This window comes from Micromonospora sp. NPDC018662 (assembly GCF_044391475.1).
In the GTDB taxonomy this organism is placed as follows: Bacteria; Actinomycetota; Actinomycetes; order Mycobacteriales; family Micromonosporaceae; genus Micromonospora.
In genome coordinates, this window is sequence record NZ_JBISAC010000002.1 from 815,081 (window position 1) to 832,933 (window position 17,853).

Genomic DNA, 17,853 nt, shown 5'->3' on the forward strand with positions numbered 1-17,853 from the left:
TTCTCGGCGTCCCTTACCCCCGGTGACCTCCGCTATCCGCCCCGGCGTCCACTGCCCTGGTAGAGCACCGCGGTCGACCGCGTCGGCACGATGCGCGGCTCCGTCCGGACCGGACGGTCGCCGCCCCGCCACCGGCGCAGCAACCAGGCCAGCGTGCCGCCCAGCTCCGGCCGGACCCCGCGCAGGCGCAACGACACGCCGTGCCGGGCACACTCGGCGACCAGCGCCCGGGCGTCCACGAAGAGCCGGTGGTCGTGGATGCCGCGCGGCACGGTCGGCAGCCGTTCACCCAGCTCCACCGCGACCAGCCGGGCCAGCAGCGTGTCGTTGAGCGTGTCCAGCACCAGCAGCCCGCCGGGCCGCAGCAACCGGCACGCCTCGGCCACCGCCCGTCGCCAGTCCGGCACGTGCTCCAGCAGCTCGCCGGCGGAGACCACGGCGGCGCACCCGTCGACCAGCGGCACGGCGGTGGCGTCACCCTGGAGCACTGTCACGCCGTGCGCGGCGGCCTGGTCGAGCGCGGAGCGGGTCAGGTCCACCCCGACGTGCCGGTAGCCCTTGCCGGCCAGGTGCGGCGCCAGCAGCCCGGCCCCGCAGCCGAGGTCGACCAGCAGGTCGTCCGGGGTGGACGCCGGGGGCACCAGGGCGGCGCGGGCGCGCGCCAGCCAGTGCAGCATGGCGAAGGCGCCGTCCGGCCGCCACCACTCGCCGGCCAGGTCGTCGTACTGCCGGGGGTCGTTCGGGGGCAGCGCCCGGTGCGGGCTCGGCACCGCCGACACGTCTGGCATGGACCGAGCGTGGCACGACTCCCCGGTAACGACCAGACTTCCCTTATGTCGACGCGGGTGTTAGGGCTGGTCAGGGCGAGTCATCCGGAGCCGGCGGCGGCGGTCGTGGTGGTCGCCGCGCTGCTCGCCGCCGGCGTCGGGCACACCGCCGTGGGAATCGTGACGGTGGCGCTGACGGTGCTGGCCAGCCAGCTCGCGGTCGGCTGGAGCAACGACCTGATCGACGCCGACCGGGACGCCGCGGTGGGGCGTACCGACAAGCCGGTGACCACCGGCGCGGTCAGCCGGCCGACGCTGGCCCGGGCCACCGCGGTGGCCGCCGTCGCCACCGGACTGCTGGCGCTGGCCGGCGGCCCGGCCGCGGCGGCCTGCGCCACGCTGGGGCTGGTCTCCGCGCTGCTCTACAACAAGCCGCTGAAGTCGACGCCGGTGTCGGTGCTGCCCTACGCGGTCTCGTTCGGCGCGCTGCCCGCGTTCGTGGTGCTGGCCCGGCCCGGCTCGCCCGCGCCGCCGGTCTGGCTGGTGGCCGCCGCCGCCCTGCTGGGCGCCGGGGCGCACTTCGCGAACGTGCTGCCCGACCTGGCCGACGACGCCCGCACCGGAGTGCGCGGGCTGCCCCACCGGCTGGGCCCCGCGGGCAGCCGGTGGGCCGCCGCCGGGCTGCTCCTCGCCGCCACCGTCGCCCTGGTGTTCGGTCCGCCCGGGCCGCCGTCGTGGACCGGCCTGTCGGCGGTCGCCGCCGCCGTCGCGGTGCCGGCCCTCGGGTGGTACGTCGGACGCGCCGCGGCCGGGACCGGCGGCCGTCCGGTGGCCGCCTTCCGGTCGGTGCTGGTGGTGGCGCTCATCGATGTGGTGCTGCTGGTGGCGAACGGCCGGGTGGTCTGAGCCGTCGCCACCGAGGGTGGCATTGCCGGGTCCGCGTGCGGGCCTCGATCAGCTCCAACTACCCTGGAGCGCGGTCTGCGCGGGTATGGCCACCCCGTGTCCGGGGGTCGACCGGGCGGGGATCGTGACGAGGAGGACCGACGTGACGCGCTCGATCAGGGGTTCCCGGCGGCCGGCCCTGCTGCTGGCCGGCACGGCGGCGGCGGCGAGCCTGCTGCTGTCCGGGTGCGGCGCCGGGCAGGTGGCCGAGACCGCCAACAAGATCCCGTCGGTCCAGGGCGTCAACGTCCAGACCTCCGACAACCTCTACAAGGTGCGCGGGCTCTACGTGCAGTTCCCCGGCCCGGAGGGCTACCAGGCCGGCGCGAACGCGCCGCTGAACGTCGTGATCTACAACGACAGCCAGGCCCCGGTGACGGTGACCGTCACCACCGACAGCGCCCGTGAGATCCTGCTCACCGGCGCGGCCGGCGCCAGCGGCGCGGCCACCCCGACCGGCTCGCCGACCGAGCCGGCGTCGGCGTCGCCCACCGCCGCCGACCCCAGCGCCTCCCCCAGCCAGTCGCTGGAGGTGCCCGCCTCACCGTCCGCCTCGCCCAGCGAGTCGCCGTCGGGGAGCGCGTCGCCGTCGGAGAGCGCGTCGGCACCGGCCGGCCAGCCGGCCCGGATCGAGATCCCGGCGCTCGGCTACGCGCAGCTCAACAGCGGCAACCCGCAGTTCCTCCAGCTCGTCGGCCTGAACCAGAAGCTCCTCGTCGGCCAGCAGGTCAACCTGACCTTCGACTTCGGCGACGGCAAGGTGATCAAGACGCCGGCGCCGATCGGTGTCCCGCTGACCCCGCCGGCGCAGCCGTCCCAGATCGTCAACCCGCGCGAGCACTCCGCCGAAGAGGGTGGCACCGAGGGCGGCAGCCACGGCTGACGCCGTACCCGTTCCGTCCGACACCGCCGCGGTGGCCAGCGCCACGCGGCGGTGTCGTCGTCTCGGCGGTGGGCTTTCGTCACACCGGCCGGATAGCGTCCGGTGGTGACCACGCCCCGATCGACCCCGTCCCGCGCCGGCGCCGGCCGCGGTCGCGCCGCCACCCGCGAGCCCCGCCCGGCCTACGAGTGCGACGCCTGCGGCCACCAGCCGCCCAAGTGGATGGGGCGGTGCCCCGAGTGCGGCGAGTGGGGTTCGGTGGTCGAGTCCACGGTCACCGGCCCACTGGTCTCCGGCCGGGTGGTCAGCTCCCGGATGCCGGCCGAGCCGGCCCGGCCGATCGCCACCATCAGCGCCGCGCCGGCTCGGGCCCGGCCGACCGGCGTCAGCGAGCTCGACCGGGTGCTCGGCGGCGGGCTGGTGCCCGGCGCGGTGGTGCTGCTGGCCGGTGAGCCCGGCGTCGGCAAGTCGACCCTGCTGCTCGACGTGGCCCAGCAGTGGGCCGCCGGCGCGGGCAGCCCGTCGCTGGTGGTCAGCGGCGAGGAGTCGGTCAGCCAGGTGCGGCTGCGGGCCGAGCGCATGGGCACCCTGCACGACCAGCTCTACCTGGCCGCCGAGAGTGACCTGGCGGCGGTGCTCGGCCACCTCGACGCGGTCAAGCCGGGGCTGTTGGTGCTCGACTCGGTGCAGACCATCTCCACCACCGGCACCGAGGGGGTGCCCGGTGGGGTGACCCAGGTGCGCGCGGTCACCGCGGCGGTGGTCGCGGTGGCCAAGGAACGGGGCATCGCCACCGTGCTGGTCGGGCACGTCACCAAGGACGGCCAGGTGGCCGGCCCCCGGGTGCTGGAGCACCTGGTGGACGTGGTGCTCCACTTCGAGGGCGACAAGCACTCCTCGCTGCGCATGGTGCGCGGCGTGAAGAACCGGTTCGGCGCGGCCGACGAGGTGGGCTGCTTCGAGATGCACGAGGGCGGCATCAGCAGCCTGGCCGACCCGTCCGGCCTGTTCCTGACCCGCTATTCCGAGCCGGTGCCGGGCACCTGCGTCACGGTGGCCATGGAGGGCCGGCGGGCGCTGGTCACCGAGGTGCAGGCGCTCATCGGGGCCACGGTCGCCGGCTCGCCGCGACGCACCGTCTCCGGTCTCGACGGCGCCCGGCTGGCCATGGTCCTGGCCGTGCTCCAGCGACGCACCGAGCGGCTGACGCTGCACGACCGTGAGGTCTTCGCCGCCACCGTCGGCGGCATCCGGGTGGTCGAGCCGGCCGCCGACCTGGCGGTGGCGCTCGCGGTGGCCTCCGGCGGGCTCAACCTCGCGCTCAACCCGCACCTGGTCGCCATCGGCGAGGTCGGGCTCACCGGCGAGGTACGCCGGGTCGGCGCGGTGCCCCGGCGGCTGGCCGAGGCCGCCCGGCTGGGCTTCCGGCTGGCCCTGGTGCCGCCCGGTTGCGGCCCCGGCAGCAGCGGCGTCGCCCCTGAGCAGATGCGGGTGATCGAGGTCACGGACGTGCGAGCGGCGCTCCAGGCCGCCGCCCGGGCATCCGCGGAGTGACAGTGGGTAGTCACGTGCCGGGAGCGGCCGGGCGATTCCGGACAGGCCGTCCCGCCCGGCGGCCCCCCGCCGCGCCGGACACCACGACACATCACAGTAACCACGAGAGCACCCACCGCACCGCAGTCCGTAGACTGTGCGCGTGCCGATCGACCGCGATGCCACCAAGCCCGCAACGGCGACGCCGCACGCCCGCACCGGCGCCGTGAGCGGCAACCCCACCCGTGCCATCAGCGTGAGCGTCGCCGGCAGCGGCGCCGGCGCCGGCGCCGACCCGCTACGGGCCAACCTCGCCCTGATGGCACCGGGCACCGCGCTCCGCGACGGCCTGGAGCGGATCCTGCGCGGTCGCACCGGCGCGCTCATCGTGCTCGGCTACGACAAGGTGGTCGAGCAGATCTGCACCGGCGGCTTCCCGATGGATGTGGAGTTCTCCGCCACCCGGGTCCGTGAGCTGTGCAAGATGGACGGCGCCGTGGTGCTCTCCAGCGACGGCACCCGGATCGTCCAGGCCGGCGCGCACCTGATGCCCGACCCGTCCATCCCCACCGAGGAGTCCGGCACCCGGCACCGCACCGCCGAGCGGGTGGCCCGACAGACCGGCTACCCGGTCATCTCGGTCAGCCAGTCGATGCGGATCATCAGCCTCTACGTCAACGGCCAGCGGCACGTGCTGGACGACTCGGCGGCGATCCTGTCCCGGGCCAACCAGGCCCTGGCCACGCTGGAGCGCTACAAGCTCCGGCTGGACGAGGTCTCCGGCACGCTGTCCGCCCTGGAGATCGAAGACCTGGTCACCGTCCGCGACGCGGTGGCCGTGGTGCAGCGGCTGGAGATGGTCCGGCGGATCGCCGACGAGATCGCCGGCTACGTGGTGGAGCTGGGCACCGACGGCCGGCTGCTGGCGCTCCAGCTCGACGAGCTGATGGCCGGCGTGGACGCCGACCGCACCCTGGTCATCCGCGACTACCTGCCGGTCGGCCGCAAGTCGCGCACACTCGACGAAGGGCTGGTCGAGCTGGACCTGCTCAGCGCCACCGAGCTGATCGACCTGGTGGCGGTGGCCAAGGCGATCGGCTACCCGTCCGCCTCGGACGCGCTCGACGCGGCGGTCAGCCCGCGCGGGTTCCGACTGCTGGCCAAGGTGCCCCGGCTGCCCGCGGCCGTGGTCGACCGGCTGGTGGTGCACTTCGGCAGCCTCCAGCGACTGCTCGGCGCGACAGTCGAGGACCTCCAGGCCGTCGAGGGGGTGGGCGACGCCCGCGCCCGGGGCGTCCGCGAGGGCCTGTCCCGGCTCGCCGAGGCGTCGATCCTGGAGCGGTACGTCTGACCCGCCTCAGCCGGTGACGGTCAACTTCACCGGCTCGCTGATCTTGGTGCCGACCCGGGCGAAGACCTGGTACGTGCCGATCGGGGCGTACGGGCCGGCGGCCAGCCCGTCGGCGCAGCGGCTGGTGTCCCGCCCGTTCCAGCCCAGCTCGTAGGCGCGCTCGAAGTTCGGCGTGAACGACTGCACATCCGAGCCCTTGCCGGTGCCGCAGGTGTCCGACGACCAGATCTTCTCCGCGCCGGCCTTGACGTAGAGCTCCTGGAGATCGGCGCCGACGTCCCGGCTGCACGTGCGGTTCGAGACGTTCTTGACCTTGAGGCGCAGCGTGACCACCGTGCCCCGCTGGGCGGTGGCCGGCACCGCTACCGGCGTCACCTGAAGCTCGGCGTCGGTGCAGGCGCCGTCGGCGGAGACCGGCTCCCCGGACGCGCCGCCGTCGCCCGAGCCGTCACCCGTGCCCGAGCCGCCCCCGGTGCTCGTGCCGCCGCCACTGCTCGTGCCACCACCGCTGCTGGTGCCACCACCATCGGCGCCGGTGTCACCACCCGAGGCATCCGGCGCCGGCGACGGGCTGGCCGTCTGCGGGCTCAACACCGAGCCGGAGGGACCCGGGGCCGCCCCGGCGGAGCCGCCCGGCGACGGATCACCCCCGCCCGGCCCGCCGGCGTTGCGGTCCGTGCCGGTGCAGGAGTAGAGCAGGACAATCAGGAAGAGCAGGCCCGCGCCGAGCACGACGGCACGACGCCGCCAGTACACGGTGGGGGGCAGGGGGCCGACCGTCAGACGCATGATGCGCCTACCGTAGCCGCGCGGCGCTCGGTGCGCCGGTCCGACGCGCCGGTAACCGCGTGTCACCCCAGCCGATCGTCCACGATGGAGCGTGCCGGACCGGTCAGAGATAGACCTGGCGCTGGTAGACGGCGTGCGCCCCGGCGACCCGGTCGAGAAAGAGCAACCCGGCGCAGTGGTCGATCTCGTGCTGGAGCGCACGCGCCTCGAAACCGTCGGTCACCAGTCGCACCGGCTCCCCGCTGCCCGGCAGCACGCCCGCCACCACCAGCCGGCTGGCCCGCTTCACGTCACCGGTCAGGTCCGGCACCGACATGCAGCCCTCCCGGCCGGCCTTCCACCGGCTCGCCTCCACCACCCGGGCGTTGCAGAGCACGAACGTGCCGTGCACGGTGACCGCCTTCGGGTGCCCGGTCACGTCCACCGCGAACACCTGGGCGTTCACCCCGACCTGCGGCGCCGCCAGACCCACGCAGCCCGGCGAGACGCGCATGGTGGCCACCAGGTCGGCGGCCAGCCGCACCACCTCGTCCGCGGTGGGGTCGACCTCCGGACCGGGTCGGCTCAGCACCGGCTCCGGGGCGGCGACCACCGGACGGACCTCGCCCCGCACGCCCAGCTTCTCCGGCGTCCAGCCGCCCAGGCCGGCGTACCCCTCGGTGGTCACAGCAGGTCCGAGTCCGCCGGGCGGAGGCTGACGCCGACACCCAACTCGGCCGCCGCCCGGGTGAGCCGGCCGGCCACCTCGTCCGAGCTGCCCGGCGGCAACTCCACCTCGGCGACCACCACGTAGAGCGAGCCGGTCAGCCGAGTGCTCAGGTCGGTCACGTTGCCGCCGGCGTCGGCCAGCACCCGGGTCATCGCCGCCACGATGCCCATCCGGTCCGCGCCGTGCACCGCCAGCACGTACGGCTCACCGGCCGCCGCGCTGCCGCCGTCCGGCGTGACCGCGCGTACGGTGGCCAGCAGGTGCCCGTCGGCGGCCAGCGGGGCCAGCGCGGCCTCGACGTCGGCGGCGGCCGGCCCGACACAGATCAACGTCATCGCGAAGTGCCCGCGCAACCGGGTCATCGTCGAGTCGGTGAGGTTCGCGCCGAGCCGGGCGAGGGCCTCCGCGACGTCGGCGACGATGCCCGGCCGGTCCCGGCCGATGACGGTGATCGCGAGCTCGTTCATTCGGACATTCTGCCCCGCCGCCGAAGTCCCGCCACGCCGGGCCCACCCGGCCCGCCCAACCAGCGGGAAAGCCGCCCGTGACATCATCGGCACCGCCATGACTGAGCCCACCTTCGCCACCCAGGTCAGCCGGTGGTACGAGCGCAACGCCCGCGATCTGCCCTGGCGCAAGCCCGGCATCGGCGCCTGGGCGATCCTGGTCAGCGAGGTCATGCTCCAGCAGACCCCGGTGGTCCGGGTGGTGCCGGCGTGGGAGGCGTGGCTGGCCCGCTGGCCGGAGCCGCGGGCGCTGGCCGAGGACACCCCGGCCGAGGCGATCCGGATGTGGGGCCGGCTCGGCTACCCCCGCCGGGCGGTACGCCTGCGCGAGTGCGCGGTGGCCGTCGTGGAGCGGCACGGCGGCGTGGTGCCCGACCGGCTGGACCAGTTGCTGGCGCTGCCCGGCGTCGGCACGTACACGGCCCGGGCGGTGGCCGCGTTCGCGTACGGGCAGCGGCACCCGGTGGTCGACACCAACGTCCGGCGGGTGGTGTGCCGGGCGATCGCCGGTGAGCCGGACGCCGGCCCGACCACCCGCCCCGCCGACCTGGTCGCCACCGAGGAGCTGCTGCCGACCGAGCCGGCCGCGGCAGCCCTGGCCAGCGCCGCGTTCATGGAACTCGGGGCGGTCGTCTGCACCGCCCGCGTGCCCCGGTGCGCGGTGTGCCCGGTCGAGTCCAGCTGCGCCTGGCGGGCCTCCGGGCAGGCCGCGCCGACCGGGCCGACCCGCCGGCCGCAGCGCTACGCCGGCACCGACCGGCAGGTACGCGGACTGCTCCTCGCGGTGCTGCGGGAGACCAGCGGACCGGTGCCGCACCAGCGGCTGGACCAGGTCTGGCACGACGACGTGCAGCGGGCCCGGGCACTGGCCGGGCTGGTCACCGACGGGCTGGTGGAACCGGTGGGCCCGGAGTCCTTCCGGCTCGCCGGCGACGGCCCACCGGTCCCCCTGCCCTGACGGCTCCCCCTCACCTGGACCCCGCACCGAGCGGTGATCAGGGAGCTCGCGTCGCCAACGAACGCAAACTCCTTGTTCACCGGGACGGGCGGGGGCGGCACGGGAAAGGCGACGGCCCCGGTGGCTCTCGCCGACCGGGGCCGTCGCCCTGGGAACAGTTGCCCGCTTACGCGGCGGCGTCGTCCGCGCCGGTGGCGGCGGCGCCGAGATCCGCCGGGACCGCGTCCGGCACGGCGTCCGGCCGGTCCGCGCCCCGGAAGACCAGCTTGGACTTGTCGATGTTCTCCGGGTCGCCCTCGCAGTCCACCACCACGATCTGACCCGGGGTCAGCTCGTTGAAGAGGATCCGCTCGGACAGGTTGTCCTCGATGTCGCGCTGGATCGTGCGACGCAGCGGCCGCGCGCCCAGCACCGGGTCGAAGCCCTTCTTCGCCAGGTACTTCTTGGCGTTGTCGGTCAGCTCCAGGCCCATGTCCTTGTTGCGCAGCTGGCCCTCGATCCGCTGGATCATGATGTCCACGATCGAGAGGATCTCGAGCTCGCGCAGCTGGTGGAAGACGATGGTGTCGTCGATCCGGTTCAGGAACTCGGGCCGGAAGTGCTGCTTGAGCTCGTCGTTGACCTTCTGCTTCATCCGGTCGTAGTTCGACTCGGAGTCCTCGGAGGCCTGGAAGCCCAGGGAGACCGCCTTGGCGACGTCCCGCGTGCCGAGGTTGGTGGTCAGGATGATGACCGTGTTCTTGAAGTCCACGATCCGGCCCTGGCCGTCGGTGAGGCGCCCGTCCTCCAGGATCTGGAGGAGCGTGTTGAACACATCCGGGTGGGCCTTCTCGATCTCGTCGAAGAGGACCACCGAGAACGGCCGGCGACGCACCTTCTCGGTCAGCTGGCCGCCCTCGTCGTAGCCGACGTAGCCGGGAGGGGCACCCACCAGCCGGGAGACCGTGTAGCGGTCGTGGAACTCGGACATGTCGAGCTGGATGAGGGCGTCCTCGCTGCCGAAGAGGAACTCGGCGAGCGCCTTGGACAGCTCGGTCTTACCGACACCGGACGGGCCGGCGAAGATGAACGAGCCGGACGGGCGCTTCGGGTCCTTCAGGCCGGCCCGGGTGCGCCGGATCGCCTTCGAGACCGCCTTGACCGCGTCCTCCTGGCCGATGACGCGCTTGTGCAGCTCGTCCTCCATGCGCAGCAGGCGCGAGGTCTCCTCCTCGGTCAGCTTGTAGACCGGGATGCCGGTCCAGTTGCCGAGCACCTCGGCGATCTGCTCGTCGTCGACCTCGCTGACGACGTCCAGGTCACCGGCCTTCCACTCCTTCTCCCGCTGGGCCTTCTGGCCGAGGAGCTGCTTCTCCTTGTCGCGGAGCTGAGCGGCCCGCTCGAAGTCCTGCGCGTCGATCGCGGACTCCTTGTCGCGACGCACCTGGGCGATGCGCTCGTCGAAGTCACGCAGGTCCGGCGGCGCGGTCATCCGGCGGATGCGCATCCGGGCACCGGCCTCGTCGATCAGGTCGATCGCCTTGTCCGGCAGGAAGCGGTCCGAGATGTACCTGTCGGCCAGCGTCGCGGCAGCCACGAGCGCGGCGTCGGTGATGCTCACCCGGTGGTGTGCCTCGTAGCGGTCCCGCAGGCCCTTGAGGATCTCGATGGTGTGGGCCAGCGACGGCTCACCCACCTGGATCGGCTGGAAGCGGCGCTCGAGAGCGGCGTCCTTCTCCAGGTGCTTGCGGTATTCGTCGAGCGTGGTGGCGCCGATGGTCTGCAGCTCACCGCGGGCCAGCATCGGCTTGAGGATGCTGGCGGCGTCGATCGCGCCCTCGGCGGCGCCCGCGCCGACCAGGGTGTGGATCTCGTCGATGAACAGGATGATGTCGCCGCGGGTGCGGATCTCCTTGAGCACCTTCTTGAGGCGCTCCTCGAAGTCACCGCGGTAACGCGAACCGGCCACCAGGGCACCGAGGTCGAGCGTGTAGAGCTGCTTGTCCTTCAGCGTCTCGGGCACCTCGCCCTTGATGATCTTCTGGGACAGCCCCTCCACCACGGCGGTCTTGCCGACGCCGGGCTCACCGATCAGCACCGGGTTGTTCTTGGTGCGGCGGGACAGCACCTGCATGACCCGCTCGATCTCCTTCTCGCGCCCGATGACCGGGTCGAGCTTGCCCTCGCGGGCGGCCTGGGTCAGGTTGCGGCCGAACTGGTCCAGCACCAGGCTGGTCGACGGCGCGGCCTCGCCCGGCGCGGCGCCCGCGGCGGCCGGCTCCTTGCCCTGGTAACCGGAGAGGAGCTGGATCACCTGCTGGCGGACCCGGTTGAGGTCGGCGCCGAGCTTGACCAGCACCTGGGCGGCAACGCCCTCGCCCTCGCGGATCAGGCCGAGCAGGATGTGCTCGGTGCCGATGTAGTTGTGGCCGAGCTGCAGCGCCTCGCGCAGCGACAGCTCCAGCACCTTCTTGGCCCGCGGCGTGAACGGGATGTGCCCGCTCGGCGCCTGCTGGCCCTGGCCGATGATCTCCTCGACCTGCTGACGGACGCCCTCCAGGGAGATGCCGAGGCTCTCCAGGGCCTTTGCCGCGACACCCTCACCCTCGTGGATCAGGCCCAGCAGGATGTGCTCCGTACCGATGTAGTTGTGGTTGAGCATCCGGGCCTCTTCTTGGGCCAGGACGACAACCCGTCGCGCTCGGTCGGTGAACCGCTCGAACATGCCCTCGTGCTCCTCACATGCCGTGCGCCTTGATGGTCAGATCTCGGCGGGGCCGGTGCGCGAACGTCCGGGACGGGCGTCCGTGCCTCCTTACTCTATCGCCGCGGACCGTCCCCGCTGAGGTCGTGTGACCCCGCCGATGACCGTTCCGACGTCGTTTCTGCCAACCGTCCACGCTCAGGAGGTGTTCCGGGACCCCCGCCTGTACGCGCAGAGCGAAATTCGACAGTCGGCGGAGGGCCCGGTCGAGGGGGCTGCGGCGGCGTCGACGCGCCCGCCGCGGTCGGTCGTCCACAGCCTGTGGACGGAATCTCCACCGCCTGTGGACAACTCCCCGGGACGCCGGATTCTTCCCCGCGCCGACGATCCGGCCGGACCATCCACCGATCCCGGCCCGAAGCGGACATCGCTAACGAACGGGTCGAAATGCCGACGCCGGCCCGGGAGTCATCCGGGCCGGCGTCGGTCGCCGTCGCGTACGTCGGGGTCAGTGCCCCGCCTTCGCGTGGTACTCGTCCACGATCTCCTGCGGGATCCGACCCCGGTCGGAGATGTCCTTGCCGGCCTTCTTGGCCCACTCGCGGATGGCCCGGTTCTGCTCGCGGTCGGCGGTCGCACCGCCCCGGCCACGTGCGGCCCGGCCGCCCACGACCACTCCCCCGCGACCGACCTTCGTCCCGTGCGCGATGTACTGCGCGAATGCATCGCGCAATTTTTCAGCGTTGGAAGCCGACAGGTCGATCTCGTACTGCACGCCGTCCAGCGCGAACTTGACAGTCTCGTCAGCGTCCCCGCCGTCCAGGTCATCGACCAGCTTGTGAATGATCTGCTTGGCCACGTCCCACATTCCTTTCGAGCAGGGTTGCGCTCCTGCATTACCCCGAGCACGATAACCTGCCCGATGCTTGCTCCGTCAATAGGACGGCGTAACAAGCCGGAGAAGCTTTGCGGCCCTACTCGGGCCGGACCAAGGGGAACAGGATGGTTTCCCGAATTCCCAGGCCGGTCAGCGCCATCAGGAGCCGGTCGATTCCCATTCCCATACCGCCGGCCGGCGGCATTCCATACTCCATCGCCCGGAGAAAGTCCTCGTCGAGTCGCATGGCCTCGTCGTCGCCACGCGCCGCGAGCTGCGCCTGGGCCACCAGCCGCTCCCGCTGCACGACCGGGTCCACCAGCTCGGAGTACGCGGTGCCCAGCTCGAAGCCGAGCACGTAGAGGTCCCACTTCTCGGCCAGGCCGGGCTCGCTGCGGTGCGCCCGGGTCAACGGGCTGGTCTCCTCCGGGTAGTCGCGGACGAACGTGGGCGCCTGCAGGGACGGCACCACCAGTTCCTCGAACAACTCCTCGGCCAGCTTGCCGGGACCCCACTTCGGGTCGACGGAGAGGCCGATCTTGTCTGCGTACTCGACCAGGCGTGACCTTTCGGTGCGGACGGTGACCTCCTCACCGAGCGCCTCGGAAAGAACACCGAACAGCGTCACCGACCGCCACTCGCCGCCCAGGTCGAACTCGCGGCCGTCCGCATGGGTCACCACCGTCGAGCCGGCGACCGCGACGGCGGCCTGCTGCACCAGATTTCGGGTCAGCGCGGCCATCGTGTCGTAGTCGCCGTACGCCTGGTAGGTCTCCAGCATCGCGAACTCGGGCGAGTGCGAGGAGTCGATGCCCTCATTACGGAAGTTGCGGTTGATCTCGAAGACGCGGTCGACGCCGCCCACGACCGCCCGCTTGAGAAACAGTTCCGGTGCGATTCGCAGATACAGATCGGTGTCGAGCGCATTGCTGTGGGTCACGAATGGCCGGGCGGTCGCGCCGCCGTGCAGCAGTTGCAGCATCGGCGTCTCGACCTCGATGAAGTCCTGCCCGTGCAGGGTGTCCCGCAGGCTGCGGACCGCGGCGGCCCGGGTCCGCACCATCTGCCGGGCCTGCGGACGGACCACCAGGTCCACGTAGCGCTGGCGGACCCGGGACTCCTCGCTCAGCGGCTTGTGCGCCACCGGCAGCGGGCGCAGCGCCTTGGCGGTGACCACCCACTCGTCGGCCAGCACCGACAGCTCGCCGCGCCGGCTGGTGATCACCTCGCCGGTCACGCCGACGTGGTCACCGAGGTCCACCAGGCGCTTCCAGTCCGCCAGCCGCTCCGGGCCGACCCGGTCCAGCGAGAGCATCGCCTGGAGCTCCGTGCCGTCGCCGTCGCGCAGCGTGGCGAAGCAGAGCTTGCCGGTGTTGCGAATGAAGATCACCCGCCCCGTCACCGAGGCCCGGTCGCCGGTGGCGGTGTCGGTGGGCAGGTCGGCGTAGCGCTCGCGGAGCCGTGCCAGCGTGGTGGTCCGGGGGAAGCCGACCGGGTACGGCTCGACGCCCTCGGCGAGCATCCGGTCCCGCTTCTCCCGGCGGACCTTCATCTGCTCGGGAAGGTCGTCGGCGGGATCTGTTGGCAGGGCGTTCTGCTCGGTCACGGCACGCTTCCTCAGGCCTTGGGGAACATCGGCGGGGTCAGCCCATGAGCGTACTCAAGCGCCGTGGCGGCCGTTACGGGATAACGTGCCCGCCATGACCGACCCCACTGCGGCGCTCTCGTTCGGCGCCGCCGCCGCCGCGTACGACCGCTTCCGCCCCCGGTACCCGGAGGCGGCGCTGCGCTGGGCGCTGGACGGGTCGCCGGCCCCGGCCCGGGTGGTGGACCTCGGCGCCGGCACCGGCATCCTCACGCGTGGCCTGGCAGCGCTCGGGCACCACGTCGTACCCGTGGAACCCGATCCGGGGATGCGGGCGCAACTGGCCGCCGCCACGCCGGGCACGGCGGCGCTGGCCGGCAGCGCCGAAGCGGTGCCGCTGCCCGACGACGCCGCGGACGCGGTGCTGGTCGGGCAGGCCTACCACTGGTTCGACCGGGACCGGGCGCACGCCGAGGTCGCCCGCGTGCTGCGCCCGGGCGGCACGTTCGCGCCGGTGTGGAACGTCCGGGACGAACGGGTCGGCTGGGTGGCGGAGCTGACCCGGATCGCCCACCTCGACCACACCGCGAGCGACGTCACCGAGCGGTACGCCGACTTCGGGCCCGCGTTCACCCCGGTCGAGGTGGGCGAGTTCGCGCACACGACCACGCTCACGCCGGACGAGCTGGCGGCCATGCTGCACACCCGCTCCTACTGGCTGACCGCCACGCCCGCCGAGCGGGCCCGGGTCGACGAAGGGCTGACGGAGCTGTTCGCCACCCACCCCGACCTGACCGGCCGGGCCACCGTCGAGCTGCCCTACCGCACGTTCGTGCTCCGGGCGCGACGGCGTTAACAGGGGGCCCCTCCTCTACCGGAGGCGTTAACCGGGGGCCCCTCCTTGCACCTCAGGTGTTGCGCTCGTAGACCATCCGCAGGCCGATCAGGGTGATCATCGGCTCCTGGTGGGTGATGGTGCGGCACTCGCCCACCACCAGCGAGGCCAGCCCGCCGGTGGCGATCACCGCCTTCACCTCGCCCAGCTCCTCGGACATCCGCTCGACGATGCGGTCCACCTGGCCGGCGAAGCCGAAGTAGAGCCCGGACTGGAGGCACTCGACCGTGTTCTTGCCGATCACCGAGCGCGGCCGGGTGGCCTCCACCTTGCGCAGCTGCGCGGCGCGCGCGGCCAGCGCGTCGAAGGAGATCTCGATGCCGGGCGCGAACGCCCCGCCGAGGAACTCGCCCCGGCCACTGATCACGTCGAAGTTGGTGGTGGTGCCGAAGTCGACAACGATCGACGGCCCGCCGTAGAGCGTGTACGCGGCCAGCGTGTTCACCACCCGGTCCGCGCCCACCTCCTTCGGGTTGTCGATGGCGAGCTGCACGCCGGTACGGACCCCCGGCTCGACGATCACGCTGGGCAGGTCGGCGTAGTAACGGCTCAGCATGGTGCGCAGCGACCGCAACGCGGCCGGCACGGTCGAGCAGGCGGCCACCCCGGTGATCTCCACGGCGTCACCGGCGAGCAGCCCGCGGAACATCAGGCCCAGCTCGTCCGCGGTGGAACGGGCGTCGGTCTTGATCCGCCACGAGTGCACCAGCTTGTCGCCGTCGAAGGTCGCCAGCACGGTGTTGGTGTTTCCGATGTCGATGCAGAGCAGCACAGCGGCAGCCTAGACGGTTACTTCTCGCGCAGGTCGAGGGCGATGTCGAGGATCGGCGAGGAGTGGGTCAACGCGCCGACGGAGAGGAAGTCGACGCCGGTCGCGCCGTACTCGGCAGCCACCGGCAGGGTCAGCCCGCCGGTCGCCTCCAGCTCCGCCCGGTCGCCCACCGTGGCCACCACCTCGCGTAGCTGCGCCGGGGTCATGTTGTCCAGCAGCAGGAAGCCCGCGCCGGCCTCGACCGCCTCCACCGCCTCCGCCGGCGTGTCCACCTCCACCTGCACCGGCACGTCCGGGAACGCCTCCCGCACCCGACGGAACGCGGCCGCGATCCCGCCGGCCGCCACCTTGTGGTTGTCCTTGATCATGGCGACGTCGTGCAGGCCCATCCGCTTGTTGGTGCCGCCGCCGGCCCGTACCGCGTACTTCTCCAGCGCGCGCAGCCCCGGCGTGGTCTTCCGGGTGTCCAGCACCATGGCCTTCGTGCCGGCCAGCGCGTCGGCCCAGGCCCGGGTGTGGGTCGCCACCCCGGACATCCGGGAGAGCAGGTTGAGCGCCGTCCGCTCGGCGGTCAGCAGCAGCCGGGTCGGCCCGGTCACGGTGGCCAGCACGTCGCCGCGGGCCACCCGCTGCCCGTCGTGGGCCACCAACGACACCTCGACCGTACGGCCGGCGCCGGTCACGTCGCCCACCAGCTCGAACACGGCGGCGGCCACCGGCAGCCCGGCGACCACCCCGTCGGCGCGCGCCACCAGGTCGGCGGTGTCGTGCTGCGCGTCCGGGACGGTGGCGACGCTCGTCACGTCGAGGAAGTCCGCGCCGAGGTCCTCGGCCAGCGCGTCGACGACGACCCGCCGGACCCGCTCCGGGTCCAGGCCGCCCTCCCGCAGCGCCCGCACCGTCGACTCGATCATGAATTCCCCTCCCAATGTTCGGCCAACCGCCCGTCCGGGCCCACCTCGGCCACCAGGTGCCCCCGCCACCTGTCGTCGGCCGCCGGGAAGTCCTCCCGCCAGTGGCAGCCCCGCGTCTCCTCCCTGGCGTACGCGGCGGCGACCAGCGTCGACGCCACGGTGAGCAGGTTCGTCGCCTCCCAGTCGGCGGTACGCGGCACGCCCCGCCCCTCGCCCAGCGCGCGCAGCGTGGCGGCGGTGTCGGTCAGCGTCCCCGCCGAGCGGAGCACGCCCGCGCCCCGCGTCATCGCCCGTTGCAGCTCCGGCGTGCCCGCCGCCGGCACCAGCCGGCCCGGCCCGCCCACCCAGGCACCGGTCTCCGCCGGGCGGGCCTGCTCGGGCAGCCCGGCGGCGACGTCCTCGGCGATCCGGCGGGAGAAGACCAGCCCCTCCAGCAGCGAGTTGCTGGCCAGCCGGTTGGCGCCGTGCACGCCGGTGCAGGCCACCTCGCCGCACGCGTACAGGCCGGGGATCGAGGTGCGGCCGTGCAGGTCGGTGCGGACGCCGCCGGAGGCGTAGTGGGCGGCCGGCGCGACCGGGATCAGGTCGGTCGCCGGGTCCACGCCGATGGCCAGGCAGGACGCCACGATGGTGGGGAACCGCCGGGCCAGGAAGTCGCCGCCCAGGTGCCGCGCGTCCAGGAAGACATGGTCCGCACCGGTGGCGAGGAGCACCCGGTGGATGCCCTTGGCCACCACGTCCCGGGGGGCCAGCTCGGCCAGCTCGTGCTGACCGACCATGAACCGCTTGCCGTCGCCGTCGACCAGGTGGGCGCCCTCGCCCCGGAGCGCCTCGGAGACCAGCGGCTGCTGCGCCAGACCGGCACCCGGCCCGCCGGCCGGCACGATCAACGCGGTCGGGTGGAACTGGACGAACTCCACGTCGGTGACGGCCGCGCCGGCGCGCAGCGCCAACGCCACCCCGTCGCCGGTGGAGACCGCCGGGTTGGTGGTGGCCGCGAAGACCTGCCCCATCCCGCCGGTGGCCAGCACCACCGCGCGGCCGAGGATCGCGCCGACGCCGTCCTCACTGCCCTCGCCGAGCACGTGCAGCGTGATGCCGCAGGCCGGCCCGAGCCCGCCGGGACCGTCGCCCGGGGCGCGCAGCAGGTCCAGCACCAGCGCGTGCTCGACCAGCCGGATCCACGGGTCGCGGCGTACCGCGGCGTGCAGCGCGCGCTGCACCTCAGCGCCGGTGGCGTCCCCGCCGGCGTGCACGATCCGGTCGGCCCGGTGGCCGCCCTCCCGGGTGAGCATCAGCGAGCCGTCCGGGTTCCGGTCGAACTCCGCCCCGATCCGCATCAGCTCGCGCAGCCGGGTCGGGCCCTCCTCCACCAGCACCCGCACCGCCGCCGGGTCGCAGAGGCCGACGCCGGCCACCTCGGTGTCGCGGGCGTGCGCGGCCGGACTGTCCGCCGGGTCGAGCACCGCGGCGATCCCGCCCTGCGCCCAGCGGGTCGAGCCCTCGTCGATGTCGACCTTGGTGACGACCGTGACGTGCAGGCCGGCCTCGCGCAGGTGCAGCGCGGCGGTCAGCCCGGCCACCCCGGAGCCGACGACGATCACGTCGGTCGTCTCCACCCAGCCGGGCGCGGGCGCGGCGAGCAGCCGGGGCAGCGCCGGCAGGTCGGCGGTGGGAAGGTCCATG

At 73.3% G+C, this 17,853-nt stretch carries 16 protein-coding genes; 6 read left to right on the forward strand and 10 right to left on the reverse strand.

Going from position 1 to position 17,853, the window contains the following annotated elements; genetic code table 11:
- Nucleotides 1-32: 32 nt before the first annotated feature.
- Nucleotides 33-788 carry a methyltransferase domain-containing protein gene (locus tag ACH495_RS09275; protein ID WP_396857194.1) on the reverse strand — a complete coding sequence of 252 codons (756 nt, stop codon included), beginning with the start codon at nucleotides 786-788 and terminating at the stop codon, nucleotides 33-35.
- Nucleotides 789-833: 45 nt separating this feature from the next.
- Between ACH495_RS09275 and ACH495_RS09280 the strand changes: the two genes are divergently transcribed.
- The 4 genes from ACH495_RS09280 to disA all read left to right on the forward strand — a co-directional run bounded on the left by ACH495_RS09280 (nucleotide 834) and on the right by disA (nucleotide 5,479).
- A complete protein-coding gene (locus ACH495_RS09280) occupies nucleotides 834-1,673 on the forward strand; it encodes a UbiA family prenyltransferase (RefSeq protein ID WP_396857195.1) in 840 nt (279 codons plus the stop codon).
- A gap of 142 nt (nucleotides 1,674-1,815) precedes the next feature.
- Nucleotides 1,816-2,595, forward strand: a complete 780-nt coding sequence (locus ACH495_RS09285) for a hypothetical protein (protein ID WP_396857196.1) — start codon at nucleotides 1,816-1,818, stop codon at nucleotides 2,593-2,595.
- Between the two features lie 105 nt (nucleotides 2,596-2,700).
- Nucleotides 2,701-4,149: a DNA repair protein RadA gene (radA, locus tag ACH495_RS09290; RefSeq protein ID WP_396857197.1), complete on the forward strand. Its 1,449-nt coding sequence runs from the start codon at nucleotides 2,701-2,703 to the stop codon at nucleotides 4,147-4,149.
- Between the two features lie 142 nt (nucleotides 4,150-4,291).
- A complete protein-coding gene (gene disA / locus ACH495_RS09295; protein ID WP_396857198.1) occupies nucleotides 4,292-5,479 on the forward strand; it encodes a DNA integrity scanning diadenylate cyclase DisA in 1,188 nt (395 codons plus the stop codon).
- A 6-nt stretch (nucleotides 5,480-5,485) separates the two neighbouring features.
- Here disA and ACH495_RS09300 read toward each other — a convergent pair whose 3' ends face one another.
- The 3 genes from ACH495_RS09300 to ACH495_RS09310 form a co-directional block, all read right to left on the reverse strand.
- Nucleotides 5,486-6,268 (reverse strand): hypothetical protein, encoded by a 783-nt coding sequence (locus tag ACH495_RS09300; protein WP_396857199.1) that lies wholly within the window; start codon nucleotides 6,266-6,268, stop codon nucleotides 5,486-5,488.
- A gap of 103 nt (nucleotides 6,269-6,371) precedes the next feature.
- Nucleotides 6,372-6,935 (reverse strand): peptide deformylase, encoded by a 564-nt coding sequence (locus tag ACH495_RS09305; RefSeq protein ID WP_396857200.1) that lies wholly within the window; start codon nucleotides 6,933-6,935, stop codon nucleotides 6,372-6,374.
- The gene (locus ACH495_RS09310; RefSeq protein WP_396857201.1) at nucleotides 6,932-7,444 is read right to left on the reverse strand and encodes a glycine cleavage system protein R; all 513 of its coding nucleotides are present in this window, start codon (nucleotides 7,442-7,444) and stop codon (nucleotides 6,932-6,934) included. Before ACH495_RS09310 ends, ACH495_RS09305 begins: the two co-directional genes overlap by 4 nt.
- A gap of 97 nt (nucleotides 7,445-7,541) precedes the next feature.
- On the opposite strand from ACH495_RS09310, the gene ACH495_RS09315 reads away from it, so the two are divergent.
- Complete coding sequence (locus ACH495_RS09315; protein ID WP_396857202.1) at nucleotides 7,542-8,441, forward strand: A/G-specific adenine glycosylase; 900 nt, start codon at nucleotides 7,542-7,544, stop codon at nucleotides 8,439-8,441.
- A gap of 166 nt (nucleotides 8,442-8,607) precedes the next feature.
- On the opposite strand, the gene ACH495_RS09320 is transcribed toward ACH495_RS09315, so the two are convergent.
- From ACH495_RS09320 to lysS, 3 genes are all read right to left on the reverse strand, one after another.
- Complete coding sequence (locus tag ACH495_RS09320; RefSeq protein ID WP_396857203.1) at nucleotides 8,608-11,145, reverse strand: ATP-dependent Clp protease ATP-binding subunit; 2,538 nt, start codon at nucleotides 11,143-11,145, stop codon at nucleotides 8,608-8,610.
- Nucleotides 11,146-11,632: 487 nt separating this feature from the next.
- Nucleotides 11,633-11,983, reverse strand: coding sequence for an Lsr2 family protein (locus ACH495_RS09325; protein WP_343444672.1), 351 nt, complete (start codon nucleotides 11,981-11,983; stop codon nucleotides 11,633-11,635).
- 115 nt (nucleotides 11,984-12,098) lie between these two features.
- Nucleotides 12,099-13,607, reverse strand: a complete 1,509-nt coding sequence (gene lysS / locus ACH495_RS09330; protein ID WP_396857204.1) for a lysine--tRNA ligase — start codon at nucleotides 13,605-13,607, stop codon at nucleotides 12,099-12,101.
- A 94-nt stretch (nucleotides 13,608-13,701) separates the two neighbouring features.
- Here lysS and ACH495_RS09335 point away from each other — a divergent pair, with 94 nt between their 5' ends.
- Nucleotides 13,702-14,442: a class I SAM-dependent methyltransferase gene (locus ACH495_RS09335; RefSeq protein WP_396857205.1), complete on the forward strand. Its 741-nt coding sequence runs from the start codon at nucleotides 13,702-13,704 to the stop codon at nucleotides 14,440-14,442.
- Nucleotides 14,443-14,494: 52 nt separating this feature from the next.
- On the opposite strand, the gene ACH495_RS09340 is transcribed toward ACH495_RS09335, so the two are convergent.
- The 3 genes from ACH495_RS09340 to ACH495_RS09350 are packed head-to-tail and all read right to left on the reverse strand — an operon-like array spanning nucleotide 14,495 to nucleotide 17,852.
- Nucleotides 14,495-15,253: a type III pantothenate kinase gene (locus ACH495_RS09340; protein ID WP_343444669.1), complete on the reverse strand. Its 759-nt coding sequence runs from the start codon at nucleotides 15,251-15,253 to the stop codon at nucleotides 14,495-14,497.
- 17 nt (nucleotides 15,254-15,270) lie between these two features.
- Nucleotides 15,271-16,167, reverse strand: coding sequence for a carboxylating nicotinate-nucleotide diphosphorylase (gene nadC / locus ACH495_RS09345; protein WP_396857206.1), 897 nt, complete (start codon nucleotides 16,165-16,167; stop codon nucleotides 15,271-15,273).
- Entirely contained in the window at nucleotides 16,164-17,852 is a 1,689-nt protein-coding gene (locus tag ACH495_RS09350; RefSeq protein ID WP_396857207.1) for an L-aspartate oxidase, read from the reverse strand. Before ACH495_RS09350 ends, nadC begins: the two co-directional genes overlap by 4 nt.
- Nucleotide 17,853 lies beyond the last annotated feature (1 nt).

What these genes read in the sequence shown, in the direction of transcription:
- ACH495_RS09315 (WP_396857202.1), top strand. Translation starts at nt 7,542, where the DNA reads ATGACTGAGCCCACCTTCGCCACCCAGGTCAGCCGGTGGTACGAGCGC.
- ACH495_RS09280 (WP_396857195.1), top strand. Translation starts at nt 834, where the DNA reads ATGTCGACGCGGGTGTTAGGGCTGGTCAGGGCGAGTCATCCGGAGCCG.
- ACH495_RS09275 (WP_396857194.1), bottom strand. Translation starts at nt 788, where the DNA reads ATGCCAGACGTGTCGGCGGTGCCGAGCCCGCACCGGGCGCTGCCCCCG.
- nadC (WP_396857206.1), bottom strand. Translation starts at nt 16,167, where the DNA reads ATGATCGAGTCGACGGTGCGGGCGCTGCGGGAGGGCGGCCTGGACCCG.
- ACH495_RS09320 (WP_396857203.1), bottom strand. Translation starts at nt 11,145, where the DNA reads ATGTTCGAGCGGTTCACCGACCGAGCGCGACGGGTTGTCGTCCTGGCC.
- ACH495_RS09300 (WP_396857199.1), bottom strand. Translation starts at nt 6,268, where the DNA reads ATGCGTCTGACGGTCGGCCCCCTGCCCCCCACCGTGTACTGGCGGCGT.
- ACH495_RS09335 (WP_396857205.1), top strand. Translation starts at nt 13,702, where the DNA reads ATGACCGACCCCACTGCGGCGCTCTCGTTCGGCGCCGCCGCCGCCGCG.
- ACH495_RS09310 (WP_396857201.1), bottom strand. Translation starts at nt 7,444, where the DNA reads ATGAACGAGCTCGCGATCACCGTCATCGGCCGGGACCGGCCGGGCATC.
- ACH495_RS09350 (WP_396857207.1), bottom strand. Translation starts at nt 17,852, where the DNA reads ATGGACCTTCCCACCGCCGACCTGCCGGCGCTGCCCCGGCTGCTCGCC.